General features: G+C 38.3%; 14 protein-coding genes, 1 pseudogene and 1 riboswitch. Of the genes and pseudogenes, 10 read left to right on the forward strand and 5 right to left on the reverse strand.

The annotated features are described in order from the left end of the window. The first annotated feature begins 1 nt into the window (after nt 1). From FKZ43_RS02135 to FKZ43_RS02145, 3 genes are read left to right on the forward strand one after another with little or no spacing between them, the layout of a single operon-like run. On the forward strand, nt 2-547 hold the full coding sequence (locus FKZ43_RS02135; protein ID WP_140944230.1) for a shikimate kinase: 546 nt from the start codon (nt 2-4) through the stop codon (nt 545-547). Further along, nucleotides 540-1,652: a 3-dehydroquinate synthase gene (aroB, locus tag FKZ43_RS02140; protein ID WP_181180211.1), complete on the forward strand. Its 1,113-nt coding sequence runs from the start codon at nt 540-542 to the stop codon at nt 1,650-1,652. Before FKZ43_RS02135 ends, aroB begins: the two co-directional genes overlap by 8 nt. Beyond that, the gene (locus FKZ43_RS02145; protein ID WP_140944232.1) at nt 1,649-3,439 is read left to right on the forward strand and encodes a family 10 glycosylhydrolase; all 1,791 of its coding nucleotides are present in this window, start codon (nt 1,649-1,651) and stop codon (nt 3,437-3,439) included. Before aroB ends, FKZ43_RS02145 begins: the two co-directional genes overlap by 4 nt. 3 nt (nt 3,440-3,442) lie before the next feature. Here FKZ43_RS02145 and FKZ43_RS02150 read toward each other — a convergent pair whose 3' ends face one another. The 3 genes and pseudogenes from FKZ43_RS02150 to aspS all read right to left on the reverse strand — a co-directional run bounded on the left by FKZ43_RS02150 (nt 3,443) and on the right by aspS (nt 6,183). Beyond that, the gene (locus tag FKZ43_RS02150; RefSeq protein ID WP_320415041.1) at nt 3,443-3,898 is read right to left on the reverse strand and encodes a TdeIII family type II restriction endonuclease; all 456 of its coding nucleotides are present in this window, start codon (nt 3,896-3,898) and stop codon (nt 3,443-3,445) included. Between the two features lie 79 nt (nt 3,899-3,977). Then, nucleotides 3,978-4,406 (reverse strand): annotated as a pseudogene (locus tag FKZ43_RS02155) (DNA methyltransferase); the annotation flags it as partial. Between the two features lie 10 nt (nt 4,407-4,416). Continuing rightward, on the reverse strand, nt 4,417-6,183 hold the full coding sequence (aspS, locus tag FKZ43_RS02160) for an aspartate--tRNA ligase (protein ID WP_140944234.1): 1,767 nt from the start codon (nt 6,181-6,183) through the stop codon (nt 4,417-4,419). 76 nt (nt 6,184-6,259) lie between these two features. Between aspS and FKZ43_RS02165 the strand changes: the two genes are divergently transcribed. The 3 genes from FKZ43_RS02165 to FKZ43_RS02175 are packed head-to-tail and all read left to right on the forward strand — an operon-like array spanning nt 6,260 to nt 8,875. Further along, nucleotides 6,260-6,964 (forward strand): (Fe-S)-binding protein, encoded by a 705-nt coding sequence (locus FKZ43_RS02165; protein WP_140944235.1) that lies wholly within the window; start codon nt 6,260-6,262, stop codon nt 6,962-6,964. 19 nt (nt 6,965-6,983) lie between these two features. Then, the gene (locus FKZ43_RS02170; protein WP_140944236.1) at nt 6,984-8,372 is read left to right on the forward strand and encodes a LutB/LldF family L-lactate oxidation iron-sulfur protein; all 1,389 of its coding nucleotides are present in this window, start codon (nt 6,984-6,986) and stop codon (nt 8,370-8,372) included. Next, nucleotides 8,348-8,875: a LutC/YkgG family protein gene (locus FKZ43_RS02175; protein WP_140944237.1), complete on the forward strand. Its 528-nt coding sequence runs from the start codon at nt 8,348-8,350 to the stop codon at nt 8,873-8,875. The genes FKZ43_RS02170 and FKZ43_RS02175 overlap by 25 nt, the downstream gene beginning before the upstream one ends. On the opposite strand, the gene FKZ43_RS02180 is transcribed toward FKZ43_RS02175, so the two are convergent. Together FKZ43_RS02180 and menA are read right to left on the reverse strand one after the other, a co-directional pair. Further along, nucleotides 8,862-9,401 carry a CDP-alcohol phosphatidyltransferase family protein gene (locus tag FKZ43_RS02180; protein ID WP_140944238.1) on the reverse strand — a complete coding sequence of 180 codons (540 nt, stop codon included), beginning with the start codon at nt 9,399-9,401 and terminating at the stop codon, nt 8,862-8,864. The genes FKZ43_RS02175 and FKZ43_RS02180 overlap by 14 nt on opposite strands. A gap of 7 nt (nt 9,402-9,408) precedes the next feature. Beyond that, entirely contained in the window at nt 9,409-10,764 is a 1,356-nt protein-coding gene (gene menA / locus FKZ43_RS02185; protein ID WP_140944239.1) for a 1,4-dihydroxy-2-naphthoate octaprenyltransferase, read from the reverse strand. A 74-nt stretch (nt 10,765-10,838) separates the two neighbouring features. Between menA and FKZ43_RS02190 the strand changes: the two genes are divergently transcribed. The 4 genes from FKZ43_RS02190 to FKZ43_RS02205 form a co-directional block, all read left to right on the forward strand. Next, nucleotides 10,839-11,906, forward strand: a complete 1,068-nt coding sequence (locus tag FKZ43_RS02190) for an MBL fold metallo-hydrolase (protein WP_140944240.1) — start codon at nt 10,839-10,841, stop codon at nt 11,904-11,906. A gap of 62 nt (nt 11,907-11,968) precedes the next feature. Next, nucleotides 11,969-12,072: riboswitch (TPP riboswitch) on the forward strand. Between the two features lie 132 nt (nt 12,073-12,204). Further along, nucleotides 12,205-14,667, forward strand: a complete 2,463-nt coding sequence (locus FKZ43_RS02195) for a TonB-dependent receptor (RefSeq protein WP_140944241.1) — start codon at nt 12,205-12,207, stop codon at nt 14,665-14,667. A 54-nt stretch (nt 14,668-14,721) separates the two neighbouring features. Continuing rightward, nucleotides 14,722-15,348 carry a thiamine diphosphokinase gene (locus FKZ43_RS02200; protein ID WP_181180212.1) on the forward strand — a complete coding sequence of 209 codons (627 nt, stop codon included), beginning with the start codon at nt 14,722-14,724 and terminating at the stop codon, nt 15,346-15,348. Nucleotides 15,349-15,357: 9 nt separating this feature from the next. Beyond that, the coding region (locus FKZ43_RS02205; protein ID WP_419951025.1) for a sodium:solute symporter family protein at nt 15,358-16,147 on the forward strand (790 nt) is incomplete at its 3' end.

Raw genomic sequence — 16,147 nt, forward strand, 5'->3', positions numbered from 1 at the left:
TATGAAGAAGTCGCTTATCTTCCTGACAGGGTTTATGGGTAGTGGAAAAAGCACAATTGGTCCTATCCTCGCGGAAAAAATCGGATATGATTTTATTGACCTTGATGAGCTTATTGAAAATATTGAAGGGCAAAGCATAGTTGATATATTCAAGGAAAAGGGAGAGATTTACTTTAGAAATATAGAGCGGAAAATTTTGAGGGAAATGATTTTCAAACTTTCAAAATTTGTCGTCGCTCTTGGCGGTGGAACCGTAACATTTGAAAATAACCTCTACTTGATAAAAGAGATCGGGATTTTAATTTACCTTAAAGCATCACCAGAAACGCTCGTTCAAAGGATAAAATTTAAAATGGACCGACCTTTATTACTCGGACCTGATGGCAAAATTTTGCCTGAAGACATCTTACTTGAGAGGATTTCAACACTGCTGAAAATTCGCGAGCCATTTTATTTGCAGTCCGACTTTTACATTTCAACCGATGAAAAAGATATCAAGGACACAGTTGAAGAAATTTTAAAGAAAATTGAGGATAAAATTGCGTAAGGTTATTGTAAGGGTTAAAGGGCGAAATTATCCGATTTACATCGGCTGGGGGATTTTTGACGAGTTCCCGAAAGTATGCCTATCGCACAAGATTAAACCCCACATCGCAATAATAACAGACACAAATGTTGCAAATTTATATCTTGATAAACTTTTAAAAATTCTAACTAAAAGCGGATATAAGCCAGAGCCGATAATTGTGAAGTCAGGTGAGTCAAGCAAGAGTTTATCCATTGCGATGAAAATTTACACGAGGTTAATTGAAATCAACTTACGCAGGGATGAAACGATAATTGCATTTGGTGGCGGTGTCATAGGTGACCTTGCCGGTTTTGTAGCAGCTACCTTTCTTCGCGGTGTTAACTTAATTCAATTCCCAACGACATTACTCGCACAGGTTGACAGCTCAATTGGTGGAAAAGTTGGTATAAACCACCCACTTGGCAAAAACTTAATCGGCGCTTTTCATCATCCCGCTTTTGTTTTTTCAGATGTCGCTTTGCTTAAATCCCTACCACAGCGCGAGATTACCTGCGGTCTTGGCGAGGTCGTAAAGTATGGCATCATAAAGAATAAAAAAATTTTTGAGTCAATTGAAAATGACGCTGAAAAAATTCTAAAATTAGACCCCAAAATTATTACAGAAATCGTCCATAAATCGGTTGTTGTAAAATCAACAATAGTTGAAATGGATGAAAGGGAAAAAAAGTTAAGAATGATTTTGAACTTCGGACATACAATCGGTCATGGAATTGAAGCCAGCTTGAACTATAAAAAATTAAAGCACGGTGAAGCAGTGATGCTCGGCATCGTTGGAGAAAGTTTCATATCTTTAAAACGGGGTTTAATGAACGAAAAAACATTTGAAAGGATAAAAAACCTGATCTGTTCTCTCGGTGTAAAATTTCCCAAAAAATTACTTGACAAAGAAAAAATTTTAACTCATATTGGATACGATAAAAAAATTTTCAGCGAGCGTTTAAATATGTATCTTCCACTTGGCATTGGAAAAATGAAATTCGTTGACGATGTGAAATTTGCAGAATTTGAGGAAGCAGTTGAATTTCTCTTTAACTTTGAAAAATTAAGGCAAAATAGCAAATGAAAAAATTTTTCACCTTTTTTCTCCTCACCTCAACACTTCTTGGGCAAATCCATCCAAAAAGAGAGGTCAGAGCTGTTTGGTTGACAACGGTTTATGGGCTTGACTGGCCAAGCGCAAAAGCAACAAGCACATCTGGAATTCAACAGCAAAAAAATGAATTAATTCAAATACTTGACAGGTTAAAAAGTGCAAACTTCAACACTGTCATAATGCAAGTAAGAGCGCGTGGGGATTTGATTTATCCAAGTCAATATGAACCCTGGGCGACATCTTTGACAGGGACACTTGGTCGTAACCCGGGATATGACCCGTTAAAATTTGCAATTGAGGAAACTCATAAAAGAGGAATGGAATTTCACGCATGGTGGAACGTGGTTAAAGTCAAAGATGACTCAACACTTCCACCACAAACAAATCCACCACACATAGTTCTTCGGCATCCAGAGCTTGTCAAATACTACAGACCGGATAACGAGTGGTGGATTGATATGGGAAGACCAGAGTCCAGAAATTACCTCATTAACGTAGTTATGGAGCTTGTGCAAAATTATGACATTGACGGCATCCATTTTGATTACATAAGATATCCAAATCCAGATTTCCCCGATGACGATACATACTCACTTTATGCGAGCGAGTACCCGGACAAGAATGATTGGAGAAGAGAAAATATAAACAAATTCGTCAGAGCGGTCTACGATAGCATAAAAAAGGTTAAGCCGTGGGTTAAAGTTGGGTCAGCCCCAATTGGAATTTATAAAAACATTTACGCCGACGATGGCACCCCTCTTGCAACCGGCTGGCAAGCATATTACTCAATATATCAGGACTCAAGACGCTGGCTTATGGAAGGAAAACACGATTATCACTCACCACAAATTTACTGGGATATTGCAAACAATCCGAAATTTGATGTCTTGGTTCGCGATTGGAAAAATAATAGCTATGGGAAACATATCTATGCTGGTTCAGCAGCTTATAGAATGAGTAGTGGCTCCGGTGATTGGCCTTCTTCCGAAATTTTGGCACAAATTGACACAACAAGAGCAATCGGGGCTGAGGGGAATACCTTTTTCAGATATAAATCACTCCTTTTAAAAGGACTGATTGACAGCTTGATAAATTCAAAATATAAATATCCCGCCTTCATCCATCCGATGCCTTGGATTGATAGCGTTAAGCCAAACCCTCCAATAAATGTCGCAATAAGAAAAATATCTGATAAAACATTTGAAATTTTCTGGGCTCAACCTCAAACACCACCAGATGGTGATAGTGTAAAGTATTACGCGATTTATAGATCAGAAAATTCACCCGTTGACATAAACGACATCAGAAATCTTATAGCAGTGGTCGCTTCAAATAGAATAAGTTATTCTGACATTGTCCCCGATGCGGGGAAGAATTATTTCTATGTTGTAACAGCTTTTGACAAGTTACACAATGAAAGCAATCCCTCAAATGAGGTCTCAACCATCCCTGTCCTCGTTGCAGAAGCGGGAACACCGCCAAAGTTTGAATTGTATCAAAACTATCCAAATCCATTTAACATTGAAACGACAATTGAATTTGAAGTTCCGTTTGATTCATGGGTAAGCATAAAAATTTATGATATACTTGGAAGGGAAGTTAAAACGCTTGTTTCGGGCTCCAGATCAACTGGCAGGCATAAAGTGCAATGGGATGGAAAAGACGAGCAAGGCAATTATCTTTCATCTGGAATTTACTTCTGCAGAATGATAGCGGGAAGTTTTTCAAAGACAGTAAAACTTGCCCTGACGAAGTGAGGTTTAACGATTTCTAAATTCGGCAAATTTTTCATCAATCTCATCTCTCAATTCTTCACCAACTTTTTGAAAAATATCTAATAATTCCTCATATATATTGTCACTTCCAACAAAATTCCAGAATTCTTCACCAACTAATATTTCTCCATTTTCTAAATCGTATAAGCCTTTTAATGTCCATCTCTCATAAGGTTCTGGATGATATGGGTTATATGGTATTGCCAATCTTGTAAAAACCTTAACATTTTTATCTTGACTTAACCTTAAAGCCGTCCACCTGAGAAGTTTAAGTTTTAAAGCCACAAATTCTTTCATATTAGGTTTCGCACTCGTAATATCAAAATAGTTTTCTTCATCCTTAATCTTCACAAATAAGTCTACAACAGAATCTGGGTCTTCTTTGGGCTGTCCTTTTTTTATAATTCTTCTAAAATAAAATTTCCTGTAATGCCCTTTCAGAAAACCACTCCTTTAAATATTCACTATCAGTAGTGAATGTTTCAATCTTATCACCAAAAAGAGATTTGCTTTTATTTTGTAAACTATGACTAAAGGATTTTACCCTTTTTAATGCATCTTTAATCTCTTTCTCTACCTCTGGTATGTTATATTTCTTTGTTTTCACTTCCTGAATCAACACATTGAAAGGAGATAATTCTATACCAATAGAATTTATGCCCAAGATATTCGCCTCTACAAGTGTCGTTCCTGAACCAGAAAAGGGATCAAGTATTGTATCACCCTTCTTGAAAAATCTTTTTAGAAAAACCTCAACGAGTTGGGGTATAAACTTACCAAGATAAGGATGAAGTCGGTGGACATGTTTTGTTCTTTCAGATTCCCTGACACTCAAAAAAGTTAAATCATCGCCCAAAATTTCAATGTTTTTCTGAGCGTTTATCCTTGCTTCAATAATCTTTGCGTCTATTCCGAATTTTTTGGCTGCTTTTCTATTCGCCTCCAGCATTTTTTTATCTTTATCTTTTCACCTGTATATGAAGCTCATCAAGTTGTTTTGGGTCAACTTCCGAAGGTGCCTCATCCATAAGGGATAAGGCACTGCTTGTTTTAGGGAAAGCGATAACATCTCGGATTGACTTCATCCCGGTGAAAAGCATAACAAGTCGGTCAAACCCAAAAGCAATGCCACCGTGCGGTGGGGCACCGTATTTGAACGCTTCAAGCAAGAAACCAAATTTTTTTCTCGCCTCATCCTCAGATATTCCAAGAAGTTTAAAAATTTTCTGTTGAAGCTCCGCATCGTGAATTCTTATGCTACCACCAGCGATTTCATTCCCATTTAAAACAAGGTCATACGCTCTGGCGCGAACCTTACCTGGGTCTGTGTCAAGCAAATGTAAATCCTCAAGCTTTGGTGAAGTGAAAGGATGATGAACCGAAACCCAACGCTTTTCTTCCTCATCCCATTCAAGCAACGGGAAATCAACAATCCAAGCGAATTTAAATTGTTCCTCATCAATCAAATTTAACCTTCTCCCCATCTCAAGGCGCAAATTTCCCAATATTGAATAAACCTTTTGAGGTTGATCTGAAATTAAAACTATCAAGTCGCCATCCTTAGAATTCATCTTCTCTTTCAACTTTTGAAGTGAAATTTTTGTAAAGTATTTAGCCACAGGTGATTCAACCTCCCCATTCCCAACCTTAAAATGAACAAGTCCACTAGCACCGAGGTCTTTCGCAAAGTTAGTTAACTCATCAATTTGTTTCCTTGAGAAATTCGCACAGCCAGGCAAATTTAAGCCACATATAACCCCACCGTTCTCTATCGCTTCTCTGAAAATCTTAAACTCGGTCGTTTTAAAAATATCAGTGGCATTTACTATCTCCAAATCAAATCTTAAATCTGGCTTATCAGTGCCATACTTTTCAATTGCTTCAACATATGGAATCCTTGGAAATGGCAACTGAATCTCAATTCCTTTTATCTCCTTCATCAACCTGAAAATTAAACCCTCAACAATGTTAAAAACATCTTCCTCCGTGACGAAAGACATTTCAACATCAATTTGCGTGAACTCCGGCTGTCGGTCAGCCCTTAAATCTTCATCCCTGAAACATCTCACAATTTGGAAATATTTGTCAAATCCTGCAACCATTAGAATTTGTTTGTAAAGTTGAGGCGACTGTGGAAGAGCGTAAAACTTTCCGGGGTGAAGTCGGCTCGGGACAAGGAAATCCCTCGCCCCTTCAGGTGTGCTTTTAACAAGAAAAGATGTCTCTATCTCAATGAAACCGTTTTCATCAAAATATCTTCTCACAACTTGAGCCATCCTATGTCTCGTGATCAAATTTGACTGCATAACAGGTCTTCTGAGGTCAAGATATCTGTATTTAAGGCGAAGTTCCTCTGAAACATTTAAATCATCTTCAATCAAAAAAGGAGGTGTTTCCGATTTGCTTAAAATTTGAACCTCATCGGCAAGGATATCAATTTCACCTGTGGGAAGGGATGGGTTTTCAGCTCCCTTAGGTCTTCTTTCAACCCTTCCAGTAACTGAAATCACAAACTCAGATTTCAACTCCTTCGCAACTTGATAAGCTTGACTATTATGTTGAGGTGAAAATACAACTTGTGTTTTCCCATACCTATCCCTCAAATCAATAAAAATCAAACCGCCGAGGTCTCTTCTCCTATCAACCCAACCGTTCAAAGTGACAACTTTACCAACATCGCTTGCTCTCAATTCACCGCATGTGTGCGTTCTCTTCTTGAAAATCATCCCTATTTGGTTTTGATTTTTGTTTTTTCAAAAATATATTAAATCTAGCGCTTATTATCAAACCGAACTGAATCTTATGAAAGTCGCTCTTTTCATACCCTGTTATATTGACCAACTCTTTCCAGAGGTTGGAGTTGCAACCGTTAAAATACTGAGAAGGTTTGATGTGAAAATTGACTATCCGCTTGAACAAACATGCTGTGGGCAACCCGCCTTCAACACGGGATATTGGTTGGAAGCGAAAACACTTGCTGAAAAATTTTTAAAGATTTTCTCAAACTATGACTATATCGTCTCGCCCTCTGGCTCTTGCACCAGTATGGTTAGAATATTCTACCCCGAAATTTTAAAAAATAAAAACATAGAAGAAATCACGGCTAAATTTTTTGAACTGACAGAATTTTTAACGAAAGTCCTACAAGTTGATTCAACAGGTGCGGAATTTAATCACAGCGTGGCTTATCACGACTCGTGTCACGCCTTAAGAGAGCTTGGTATAAAAGAGTCACCAAGAACTCTATTGAAAAATGTCAAAAAAATTAAATTGCTTGAGATTGAAGAAAGCGACAGATGTTGTGGCTTCGGTGGAACATTTGCTGTGAAGTTTCCTGAAATCTCAACGGAAATGGCAAAAAGCAAGGTTGACAACATAATAAAAACTGGCGCCGAGTTTGTCACCTCAACTGACTCAAGCTGTCTTATGCACATCGGCGGTTATATGTCTAAAAATGGAGTTAAAGTCAAAACAATTCACATAGCTCAAATTTTAGCCAACTTTTAAATCAAAACTGGAAAAATCCATGAAAGAGACATATACGCCATTGAAATTCAAAGAGAACGCTTTGAGGTTCATTCAGGACGAAAAAAGACGGGCGAATTTAAACAAGGCTATACATCATACACTTTCAAAAAGAACTGAGGTTGTTTCGGAACTTCCGGATTGGGAAATCCTCAGACAAAGAGCTCATGATATTAGAAAAGAGGCGATAGAGAACATCTGGCATTACATTGAAATTTTTGAGAAGAAAGCGAGTGAAAACGGGATAAAGGTTATCTATGCAAGTGATGCTATTGAGGCGAGGAATCAAGTCCTTGAAATAGCAAAGCGAATAAATGCAAAGCTTTGTGTGAAATCAAAGTCAATGGTCAGCGAAGAGATAGGATTGCGCGAGTTTCTTGAAGAGAATGGGATTGAAACTGTTGAAACGGATCTTGGTGAGTTTATAGTTCAACTTGCTGGGGAGATGCCATCGCACATAACAGCACCAGCAATGCACAAGTCAAGGGATGAAATTGGCAAATTATTCAATGAAAAACTCGGTGTTGAATTTACATCTGTTCCAGAAGAATTGACAAAGATAGCTCGGGGATTTCTTCGGGATAAGTTTTTAAATGCGGACATCGGGATATCAGGCGCAAATTTTCTTGTTGCCGAGACTGGGTCAATCGTAATAGTTGAAAATGAGGGAAATGCTGGTTTAAGCACAACCCTTCCAAAAATTCACATAGCAATAGCTGGGATAGAGAAGATTATCCCACGGCTTTCTGATTTAACGGTTTTCTTCAAAGTTCTTGGCAGAAGCGCTACGGCTCAAAGGTTTACAAGTTATGTTTCAATAATAAATTCACCACGAAGGAAAAAACCAGATTCACCAGAGGAGATTTATCTGATTTTGCTTGACAACGGGAGATCGCAAATGCTAAAATCTGAAAAACTAAAGGAAGCGCTTTACTGCATAAAGTGTGGCGCTTGTATGCTTGCCTGCCCGGTTTATCAAACTGTTGGTGGTCATTCCTACGGCTGGGTTTATCCCGGACCAATCGGTTCAATTCTGGCATCAGCACAACTTGGGCTTGAAAAAGCAACACCTTTGCCATTTGCCTCATCACTGTGCGGTAAATGTCATGAAATTTGTCCCGTTAAAATTGAAATACATCATATACTCGTTTGGCTGAGACATCAAGCCGTTGAGCTTAAGAAAACATCAAGGATGGAAAAATTGCTTTTTAAACTATGGCTTTCGGCGATGAAAGATGCAAAAATTTATAAAGCGGGAGCAAAACTTTTGAGGTTTCTTAAAAAAATCGGAATTAAGCCATCGCTTAAAGCGTGGTCAAGGACGCGGGAATTCCCACAAATTGCGGAAAAATCATTTAGGGAAATATGGGAGAAAGAACTGAAAAATTGATTGAAAGATTCAAACTTGAATTTGAAAGGGTTGGCGGTGTTTTTATAAGGGCTAAAAAGGATCAAATTCTGCCTATACTAAATCAAACGCTCAAAGTTGAAAACGCTGAGAAAATTTTCGTTGAAAAATTTGATGATGAACTTTCTAACATCTTGAAACAACTTAACGTCAAGCAAATCATCACCCAAGCTCATTCAGAAAAGCAACTTGCTAAGGTTGACGCATCAGTAACTGGATGTGATTACTTAATCGCTGAAACTGGGACTATCGTTTTCATCCATGATGAGAAAAGGTTTAAAAGTTCAATTCTACTCCCACGAGTTCACATCGTTATAGCGCGGTCGGAACAAGTTTACGAGTCCCTGGAACATGTTTTTGAAAAGATTGACAAAAAATTTGACTCAATTTTTTTAGTAACAGGTCCAAGCCGAACCGCCGACATAGAAAAGGTCATCGTCAAAGGTGTTCACGGACCGCAGATGGTTTATCTCATCTTGATTTAAATAGGGCTTTCATGCCGTTTAAAAATTCCGGGAGTGTATACTTTGGGAATCTCGGCCAAGTTACCAAAACGACAAAGATAATCCACGCAACAAGGAGAAATCCATGGGTTGGGGATTTAGTTAAAGCGATCCAAATCATTCCAGCGTAAGGCGGGGCTTGCAATCCCCAAGCGAGATGTTCGGATTTAAAGTACCAGAGAAGAAAAACACTTAACAGAAGATAGCCAACTCCAACAAAGGTAGATACAAACCCAGAAAAGGTCATAAAAAGCCAGCAACCAAAGGCGACAGTGACATCGGCTGTTAAATCATGCTTTCCAATCCAAGATTGTGTTTTTCTTGGGTCAAGTCGTGAAATCGGTCCGTCAATTAAATCAGTAACCCAAGCAAGCCAAAGCAAAAGCGATGCCGAAGCCACAGATTCAGGGACATCAAGCGTCGCAAATCTGATAATGTAAAGCCCTGTGAAAAACCTTATTGTAGTTAAAATGTCTGCGACGAGTTTTAAGCTTATAGCTACTTTCATGGGGGTTTTAAATTAAAAATTTTTCAAGGATTAGCCCAAATATCAAAAGAGTTGAAAAATAAAGTTGAAGCTTCGCCGTCAAAAGGTCAAGGAAAGTAAAATTAACGAGCGCCTGATTGAACGAAACTTTTACATTTTTCACCGCTATCGGAAAGGTTAAAAGAGTGATGATGCCAGCCATCGGCAAAAATCCCCTAATGATAAAGTAAATCGTCAGAAGATAAGCAAACAGGACAAGGAAAGCATAGTAATAGCTTGATCCTTTAGGTCCAAGAATTCCAGCAAGGGTTTTATAACCAGCGCCAATATCTTCACTTATATCTCTGAAATTATTTCCGTGCAAGATTGCTGTTGTTAGAAGACCAATTGGAATTGAAAGCAAAATCGGCGTCAATGAAATTTCCCTTGTTTGAATGTAATAAACCCCAAGCGTCATTACTGGTCCAAATGCTAGGAAAACAGCAAGGTCACCGAGAGCCCTGTATTTAAAACCAAGTGGTGGTGCAGTATAAAAAACGCCAAGTATCAGCCCGGGGATTATGAAATACAAAATTTTATAATCCACCGCTAAGACGAAATAAAGCCCGAACGCAAGTGCAAGTAAAAGCAAAGTTATCCCAAGCGCAAGATGTTGACTTGGTTTCATCAAACCATCAACAAGGACACGGCTTGAACCGAGAACTTTCCAAGTATCAGCACCCCTGATATAGTCAAAATAATCACTCAAAACATTTACAGCCGAATGCGCAAATAAAAGCCCGACGAAAACAAGTAAAAATAACTTCAAAGAAACATCGGAAGCTATGAAAGTTCCAAGCAAAACCGGAGCAATTGTTGCGGGAAAAGCAAAAGGTCTTATTGCTTTAAATACAAGCTTAAAAAAATTATGTCTTGTTCTTAATTCCGTTTGGAAAAATTTCAAAACTTCTTCTGTGACTTCAATTTCCGCTCTTGGCTTCCATTCCTCAGTGAAATCGGAAACATAAAGTTTTGTAGGTCTTATCCTGAAAAGCGTAACCCCAGGGATTTTTTTCGCATAAACCACAAGCTCAATCGCTTTCCTGAAAATTATGCTTCTCTCGGGTCTTTCAGATATATCACCGAGTTTTTCAGCTATTCCCTCACCCTGGATAAATCTATCCGGGACACCATGTTCTATCACAAAGAAAACGCGCGGATTTTCAATTACATTTTGATAATTTCTCCCTTTTTCAAGTGCAACATAAATATATCCATCCTCTTCACCGAAATAAACTTTCCCTGCCCAAACACCACTCTTTCCGTGGCTCACAAGCGTAAGGGTTTTATTCTCTTCAAAGACCTTCTTTGCGGTTCTAAGATAGGATTTGTACTCCTCAATCATTACATTATCTCGCTTTTGTTTTGGAACTAATAAAAATTTAGTGATGTCTTAAAAATAAAGCAAAGAAAAGAAGGATGAATATAGTGTTCTTGCCACTTATATTTTTGGCTTCGGTTGCGGTTATACAAGGCGAATATGAAAGTTTAAAAAAGCGACTGAAAGTTGAATATGGGAGCATAAAGGTAAATGGGAAATTTTATAATCTTGATCCAAACTTCAAAAGAGGTAAATTTTCAGTTGCCTTTCCTTTTATCGCAAGGAGAATTTTTGAGATGATTTTCGGTGGTGGTTCTGATAGAAGAAATTGCAAATTTGAAATTTTAAAACCTGAAACTTCGCTTTATGAAAGACGAAATCCAAAAAATAAGATAACCTGGCTTGGGCATGCGACATTTCTTGTTCAAATGGATGGGATCAACTTTTTAACTGATCCTATTTTCAGCGAAAAAGCAGGTCCGTTCGGAAATAGAATTGGCTCAAAAAGATATGTGCCAACCCCGATTGATATAACTGAATTACCAAAAATTGATTTCGTCGTGATATCACATAATCATTATGATCACCTTGATATAGCGACGCTTAAAAGAATAATCGCTCTAAATCAAAATGTAAAAATTTTCGTCCCGCTTGGCGTTGCTAAAACTCTTGAAGAAGAAGGAATAAATCAGAATGTGATTGAACTTGATTGGTGGGATGAATTTGAATTCAACGGTTTAAAAATAATTTTCACACCAACGCAACACTTTTCCGGCAGATGGATAAACGATTCAAATGAGTCGCTTTGGGGTGGATATGTAATTATTGGCAAGAAAAAATTTTATTTCGCTGGCGATACGGGATACTTTTTTGGCTTTAAATTGCTCGGCGATATTTTCGGACCATTTGACATAACGTGTCTTCCGATAGGTGCCTATGAGCCAGCTGAAATGATGAGACCAGTTCATATGAACCCAGACGAAGCAATACAAGCGCATCTTGACTTAAAAGGAAAAATTTTTTGCGCTATGCATTGGGGAACATTTGACTTATCAGATGAAAGATGCGATGAACCACCAAAACGACTTATTAAAAAAGTCAAAGAATTAAACCTTGATGAAAAAATGTTCAAGGTTTTTAAACATGGTGAGACGATAGAATGGTAATTTGCTTTTTAACATCGGCAAAGTTAAATTTTAAATAAGATTTTCGTCGTTCTTTAAATCTTAATGACCCGTGGGGGTGCTTCCCGAAATTTTCGGGAGGCTGAGAGTATACCCCTTGAACCTGATCTGGGTAATGCCAGCGTAGGGAATCGGGTCATCGCTGATCTTTAAAACTCCCCAAAGCCGTTTTTCCCTATGCTGACAATTCATCTGTGGAAAAACGGCTTTTTTATTCCTCTCAGCTCTCCCCACCTCCCACGGGTTAAACCCAAAATTAAAAACAAACAAATAAAAAGCCATGAAGAGAATAAACTTAATATCCATTGCCTTGCTCATTTTTATATCAACCCTTGTCTCACAGGTTAAAATAACTGGTTATGTTTTTGACGCCGAAACAAATAAACCACTTCCAGGGGCGAATGTTTATATTGAAAATACAACCTTCGGCTCAGCAACAAATGAAAACGGTTACTTTGAGATAAAAAATCTACCTGCTGGGAGATATACGATAGTTTCAAGCTTTGTCGGGTATGAAAGACAAAGGAAAATGATCAAGGTCGCTGAAGGTGAAGTCATAAACTTAACCTTCTATCTAAAACCGACTGTTCTCCCATCTCAAACCGTTGTGATAACAGCACTAATAGCAACGGAGAGGGAATCGCCAGTTGTCTTTTCAAACCTTGAGAAACAAAAAATAAAAGATTTCTACACAACTCAAGATGTCCCGATACTTTTAAACGAACTCCCATCGGTTCTGTCTTATTCTTGGTCTGGGAATGGAATTGGGTATAATTATCTTAACATTCGTGGATTTGATCAGAGAAGAATCTCGGTTTTAGTAAATGGCATTCCTCAAAATGACCCAGAAGACCACGGAGTTTATTGGCTTGATATGCCTGACCTTTTAGCAAGCACAGGAAACATCCAAGTTCAAAGAGGTGCTGGAAGCGCATTTTATGGACCACCAGCAATAGGTGGCTCAGTAAACATAATAACTTCAAATTTCTCAATTGACCCGAAAATCTCACTCTTTGCTGGATATGGAAGCTATAACACAAAGAAATATTCAATAGCGATAAATTCAGGGCTAATTCAAAATAAATATCTCTTGTATAGTCGTCTTTCTTACATAGCAACCGATGGCTACAGAGAGAAATCCTGGGCGAAATTTCCAGCTTACTTTTTCAGCGCGATAAGATATGATGAAAATATGACGACACAAATAAACTTATACGGTGGACCATTTGAAGACCATCTTGTCTACCGCGGGATACCTAAGGACTGGGTCAAAGATAAATCAAAGAGAAAAGCGAACTTAAATTATATGGATGTGACAACGAGGGACGACGAAGTTGAAAATTTCAGCCAGCCACATTATGAAATTTTACACGAATGGAGATTAAATGAAAATTTAATTCTTAACAACACTTTGTTTTATATCCGCGGTATTGGATACTGGGACATGGACGCATCTTGGGCGGATACGGTTTATTTCCGTCTATCAAAACCATATGCTGAAAGGTATGGATTTAAAATACCAACATCAAATCCCGGAAACGCTCTTGCAAGATATTTCATTGATTTAAACCAATATGGATGGCTTCCAAGATTAACTTTGAAGCATGGGAAGGGCGAGCTAACCTTAGGTGGTGAATTTAGAATTCACAGGGGCTTCCATTGGGCTAAAATCGTTTGGGCTCAAAATCTCCCAGAAGGATTGCCAAGCGATTATAGATTCTACGAATATAAAGGGGCAAAAGATATCGCCACCGTCTACCTACACGAATTCATCAGGGTAAAAGATAATTTAAGATTGATGGGAAGTTTACAGTTCGCTTACAATAGATATAGGGTTTATGGTGAGAAGGAATTTTTTGACTATAACTTGGGCAAATGGGTAAGCAATACATTTTCAGTGCCTTATTACTTTTTAAACCCTAAAATCGGAATAAGCTATGATTTGACTGAAAAGTTGAACATATTTGCAAGCATCTCACTTACGAACAGGGAACCAAGTAGAAGAGACCTTTATGACGCAAGCGATGGATATTGGTATCCTTGGGGTAAAAAACCAAACTTTGAAATTAGAGATGGAAATTTTGACTTCACGAAACCACTTGTTAAACCAGAACGGCTAGTTGACCTTGAAGTTGGAACTGGCTATTTTGCCGAAAATTACAAGCTGACGGCAAACTTTTATTACATGGATTTTAGAAATGAACTCATAAAAAACGGACAGTTAAATATATTTGGTGACCCAATTGTCGGAAATGCCGAAAGGACTAGACATGCTGGTGTGGAATTAACAGCGGAAATAAAAATCAATGGACTTGAAATTAGCGGAAACACAACGATAAGTAGAAATAGGATCATCAAGCACGGTGAGTATGCCTGGAAAAATCCATACACAGGGGAAGAATACACAACGCCTCAAAGGATTGATTTAGCTGGGAAGAGAATCGCTGGATTTCCTGATCATCTTGGTTCAATCAGGGTCACATATAGAAACTCGGGCTTTATGATTTCAGTGCTTGGGAAATATGTCGGCGATTTCTACACAGATAATTTCAACCTTGAATCCCGAAAGGTTGACGCTTATAAGGTCTTTGATGTGACTATGGGATACAGGTTTGGGAATTTTGAAGTTAAGGTTCAGATAAATAACATCTTTAATGAGCTTTACGCTGCTTCGGGCGTTGGAGATGAATTTTACCCAGGCGCTGAAAGAAATTACTTTGTAAGTTTTGCCTTTGAATTTTAAATTTTTCAAGGGGGTGGGTCCCCCCACCCTTATTTTAAAAAATCAGAGGTAATCTTGCGAGCGATTTTAATTTGCAACGGTGAACCACCTCCGCGAAACTTTCTGCGAAAAATTTTAAAAAATTACGATTTCATCGCTTGTGCTGACGGTGGAGCAAATATTGCTTTCAATTTCAAGATTGAACCAAATTTAATCATCGGGGACCTTGACTCAATAAAACCAAAAGTGAAAAAATTCTTCGCTAAAAAAGGCATACCAATTATATACGACCCTGATCAAAACAGCACAGACATTGAAAAAGCGCTTAAGTTTTTGATAAGCCAAGGTTTCAAACAAATTGATGTAACTTCTGCGATTGGAGACCGTCTTGACCATAACCTTGGAAATTTGAGCGCTCTTGTAAATTTTCACGGGAAGGCAAAGTTGAGAATAATTGATAAGTCCATGGAAATTTTTTTCGTAACCGATGAAATTTCATTTGAAGCAAGTCCAGGCGATAGAATTTCAATTCTACCCTTGGGAGAGAAGGCGGAAGGAGTTAGCACAAGAGGTTTAAAATTTAAGCTTGACGATGATGTTTTAAGTTTTAGTGGAAGAGGGATAAGCAACATCGCATCGGGCAGAAGGGTTTTGATAAAGGTTGAAAAAGGTGGGCTATTTGTGTTCAGAAAAACAAAGTGATTTGTGAGGATGAGGGTAAACTTGTCGATAGAGGACATGGCTTTGATACTTCTTTATTTCCTTGGGGTATTGTTCATCGGCTTCAAGGCGAAGAGAAAGGGAAACGATGCTGTTGAGGAATATCTACTCGCTGGAAGAAGCATAACTTTGCCTATGCTTGTTGCAACGCTTGTCTCAACCTGGTATGGTGGGATTTTGGGCGTAGGTGAGTTTTCATATAAATATGGCATTTCCGTTTGGCTCGTTTTCGGTTTACCGTATTATATTTTCGGAGCGTTATTTGCTTTTTTACTCGCTGGAAAAGTCCGCAATTCTAAACTCTTTACAATCCCAGACCGACTCGCACAGGTATATGATAAAAGGGTCTCAACATTCGGAACGATTCTCACCCTGATACTCGTCACGCCAGCACCGTATTTCTTGATGCTCGGAGTCCTGTTCCAGCTTATCTTCGGAACCGATTTAAAAATGAGCATCGTGATAAGCACGCTCATCTCAGTAAGCTATCTTTTTGTCGGTGGCTTCAGGTCTGATGTCTACACCGATATATTTGAGTTCTTTTTGATGTTCATAGGATTTGGCTTGATAATCCCATTTGCGAGCATAAGATACGGGGGCTTTGATTTCATTATCTCAAAGGTCCCACCAGAGATCTTAAGCTTAACTGGAGGACACTCAATTCAATATATAATTGCTTGGTTTTTGATTGCGATATGGACACTTGTTGACCCTGGGTTTTACCAAAGGTGTTATGCAGCGAAAGATGAAAAAACGGCAAAATATGGAATTTTAATCTCAA

Source organism: Candidatus Thermokryptus mobilis (genome assembly GCF_900070205.1).
Lineage (GTDB): Bacteria > Bacteroidota > Ignavibacteria > Kryptoniales > Kryptoniaceae > Kryptonium > Kryptonium mobile.

Bases quoted from the DNA above. Each gene is read 5' to 3' on its own strand.
- aspS (WP_140944234.1), bottom strand. From the start codon at position 6,183: ATGATTTTCAAGAAGAGAACGCACACATGCGGTGAATTGAGAGCAAGC.
- FKZ43_RS02175 (WP_140944237.1), top strand. From the start codon at position 8,348: ATGGGAGAAAGAACTGAAAAATTGATTGAAAGATTCAAACTTGAATTT.
- FKZ43_RS02165 (WP_140944235.1), top strand. From the start codon at position 6,260: ATGAAAGTCGCTCTTTTCATACCCTGTTATATTGACCAACTCTTTCCA.
- FKZ43_RS02135 (WP_140944230.1), top strand. From the start codon at position 2: ATGAAGAAGTCGCTTATCTTCCTGACAGGGTTTATGGGTAGTGGAAAA.
- FKZ43_RS02180 (WP_140944238.1), bottom strand. From the start codon at position 9,401: ATGAAAGTAGCTATAAGCTTAAAACTCGTCGCAGACATTTTAACTACA.
- FKZ43_RS02195 (WP_140944241.1), top strand. From the start codon at position 12,205: ATGAAGAGAATAAACTTAATATCCATTGCCTTGCTCATTTTTATATCA.
- menA (WP_140944239.1), bottom strand. From the start codon at position 10,764: ATGATTGAGGAGTACAAATCCTATCTTAGAACCGCAAAGAAGGTCTTT.
- FKZ43_RS02170 (WP_140944236.1), top strand. From the start codon at position 6,984: ATGAAAGAGACATATACGCCATTGAAATTCAAAGAGAACGCTTTGAGG.
- FKZ43_RS02190 (WP_140944240.1), top strand. From the start codon at position 10,839: ATGAATATAGTGTTCTTGCCACTTATATTTTTGGCTTCGGTTGCGGTT.
- FKZ43_RS02145 (WP_140944232.1), top strand. From the start codon at position 1,649: ATGAAAAAATTTTTCACCTTTTTTCTCCTCACCTCAACACTTCTTGGG.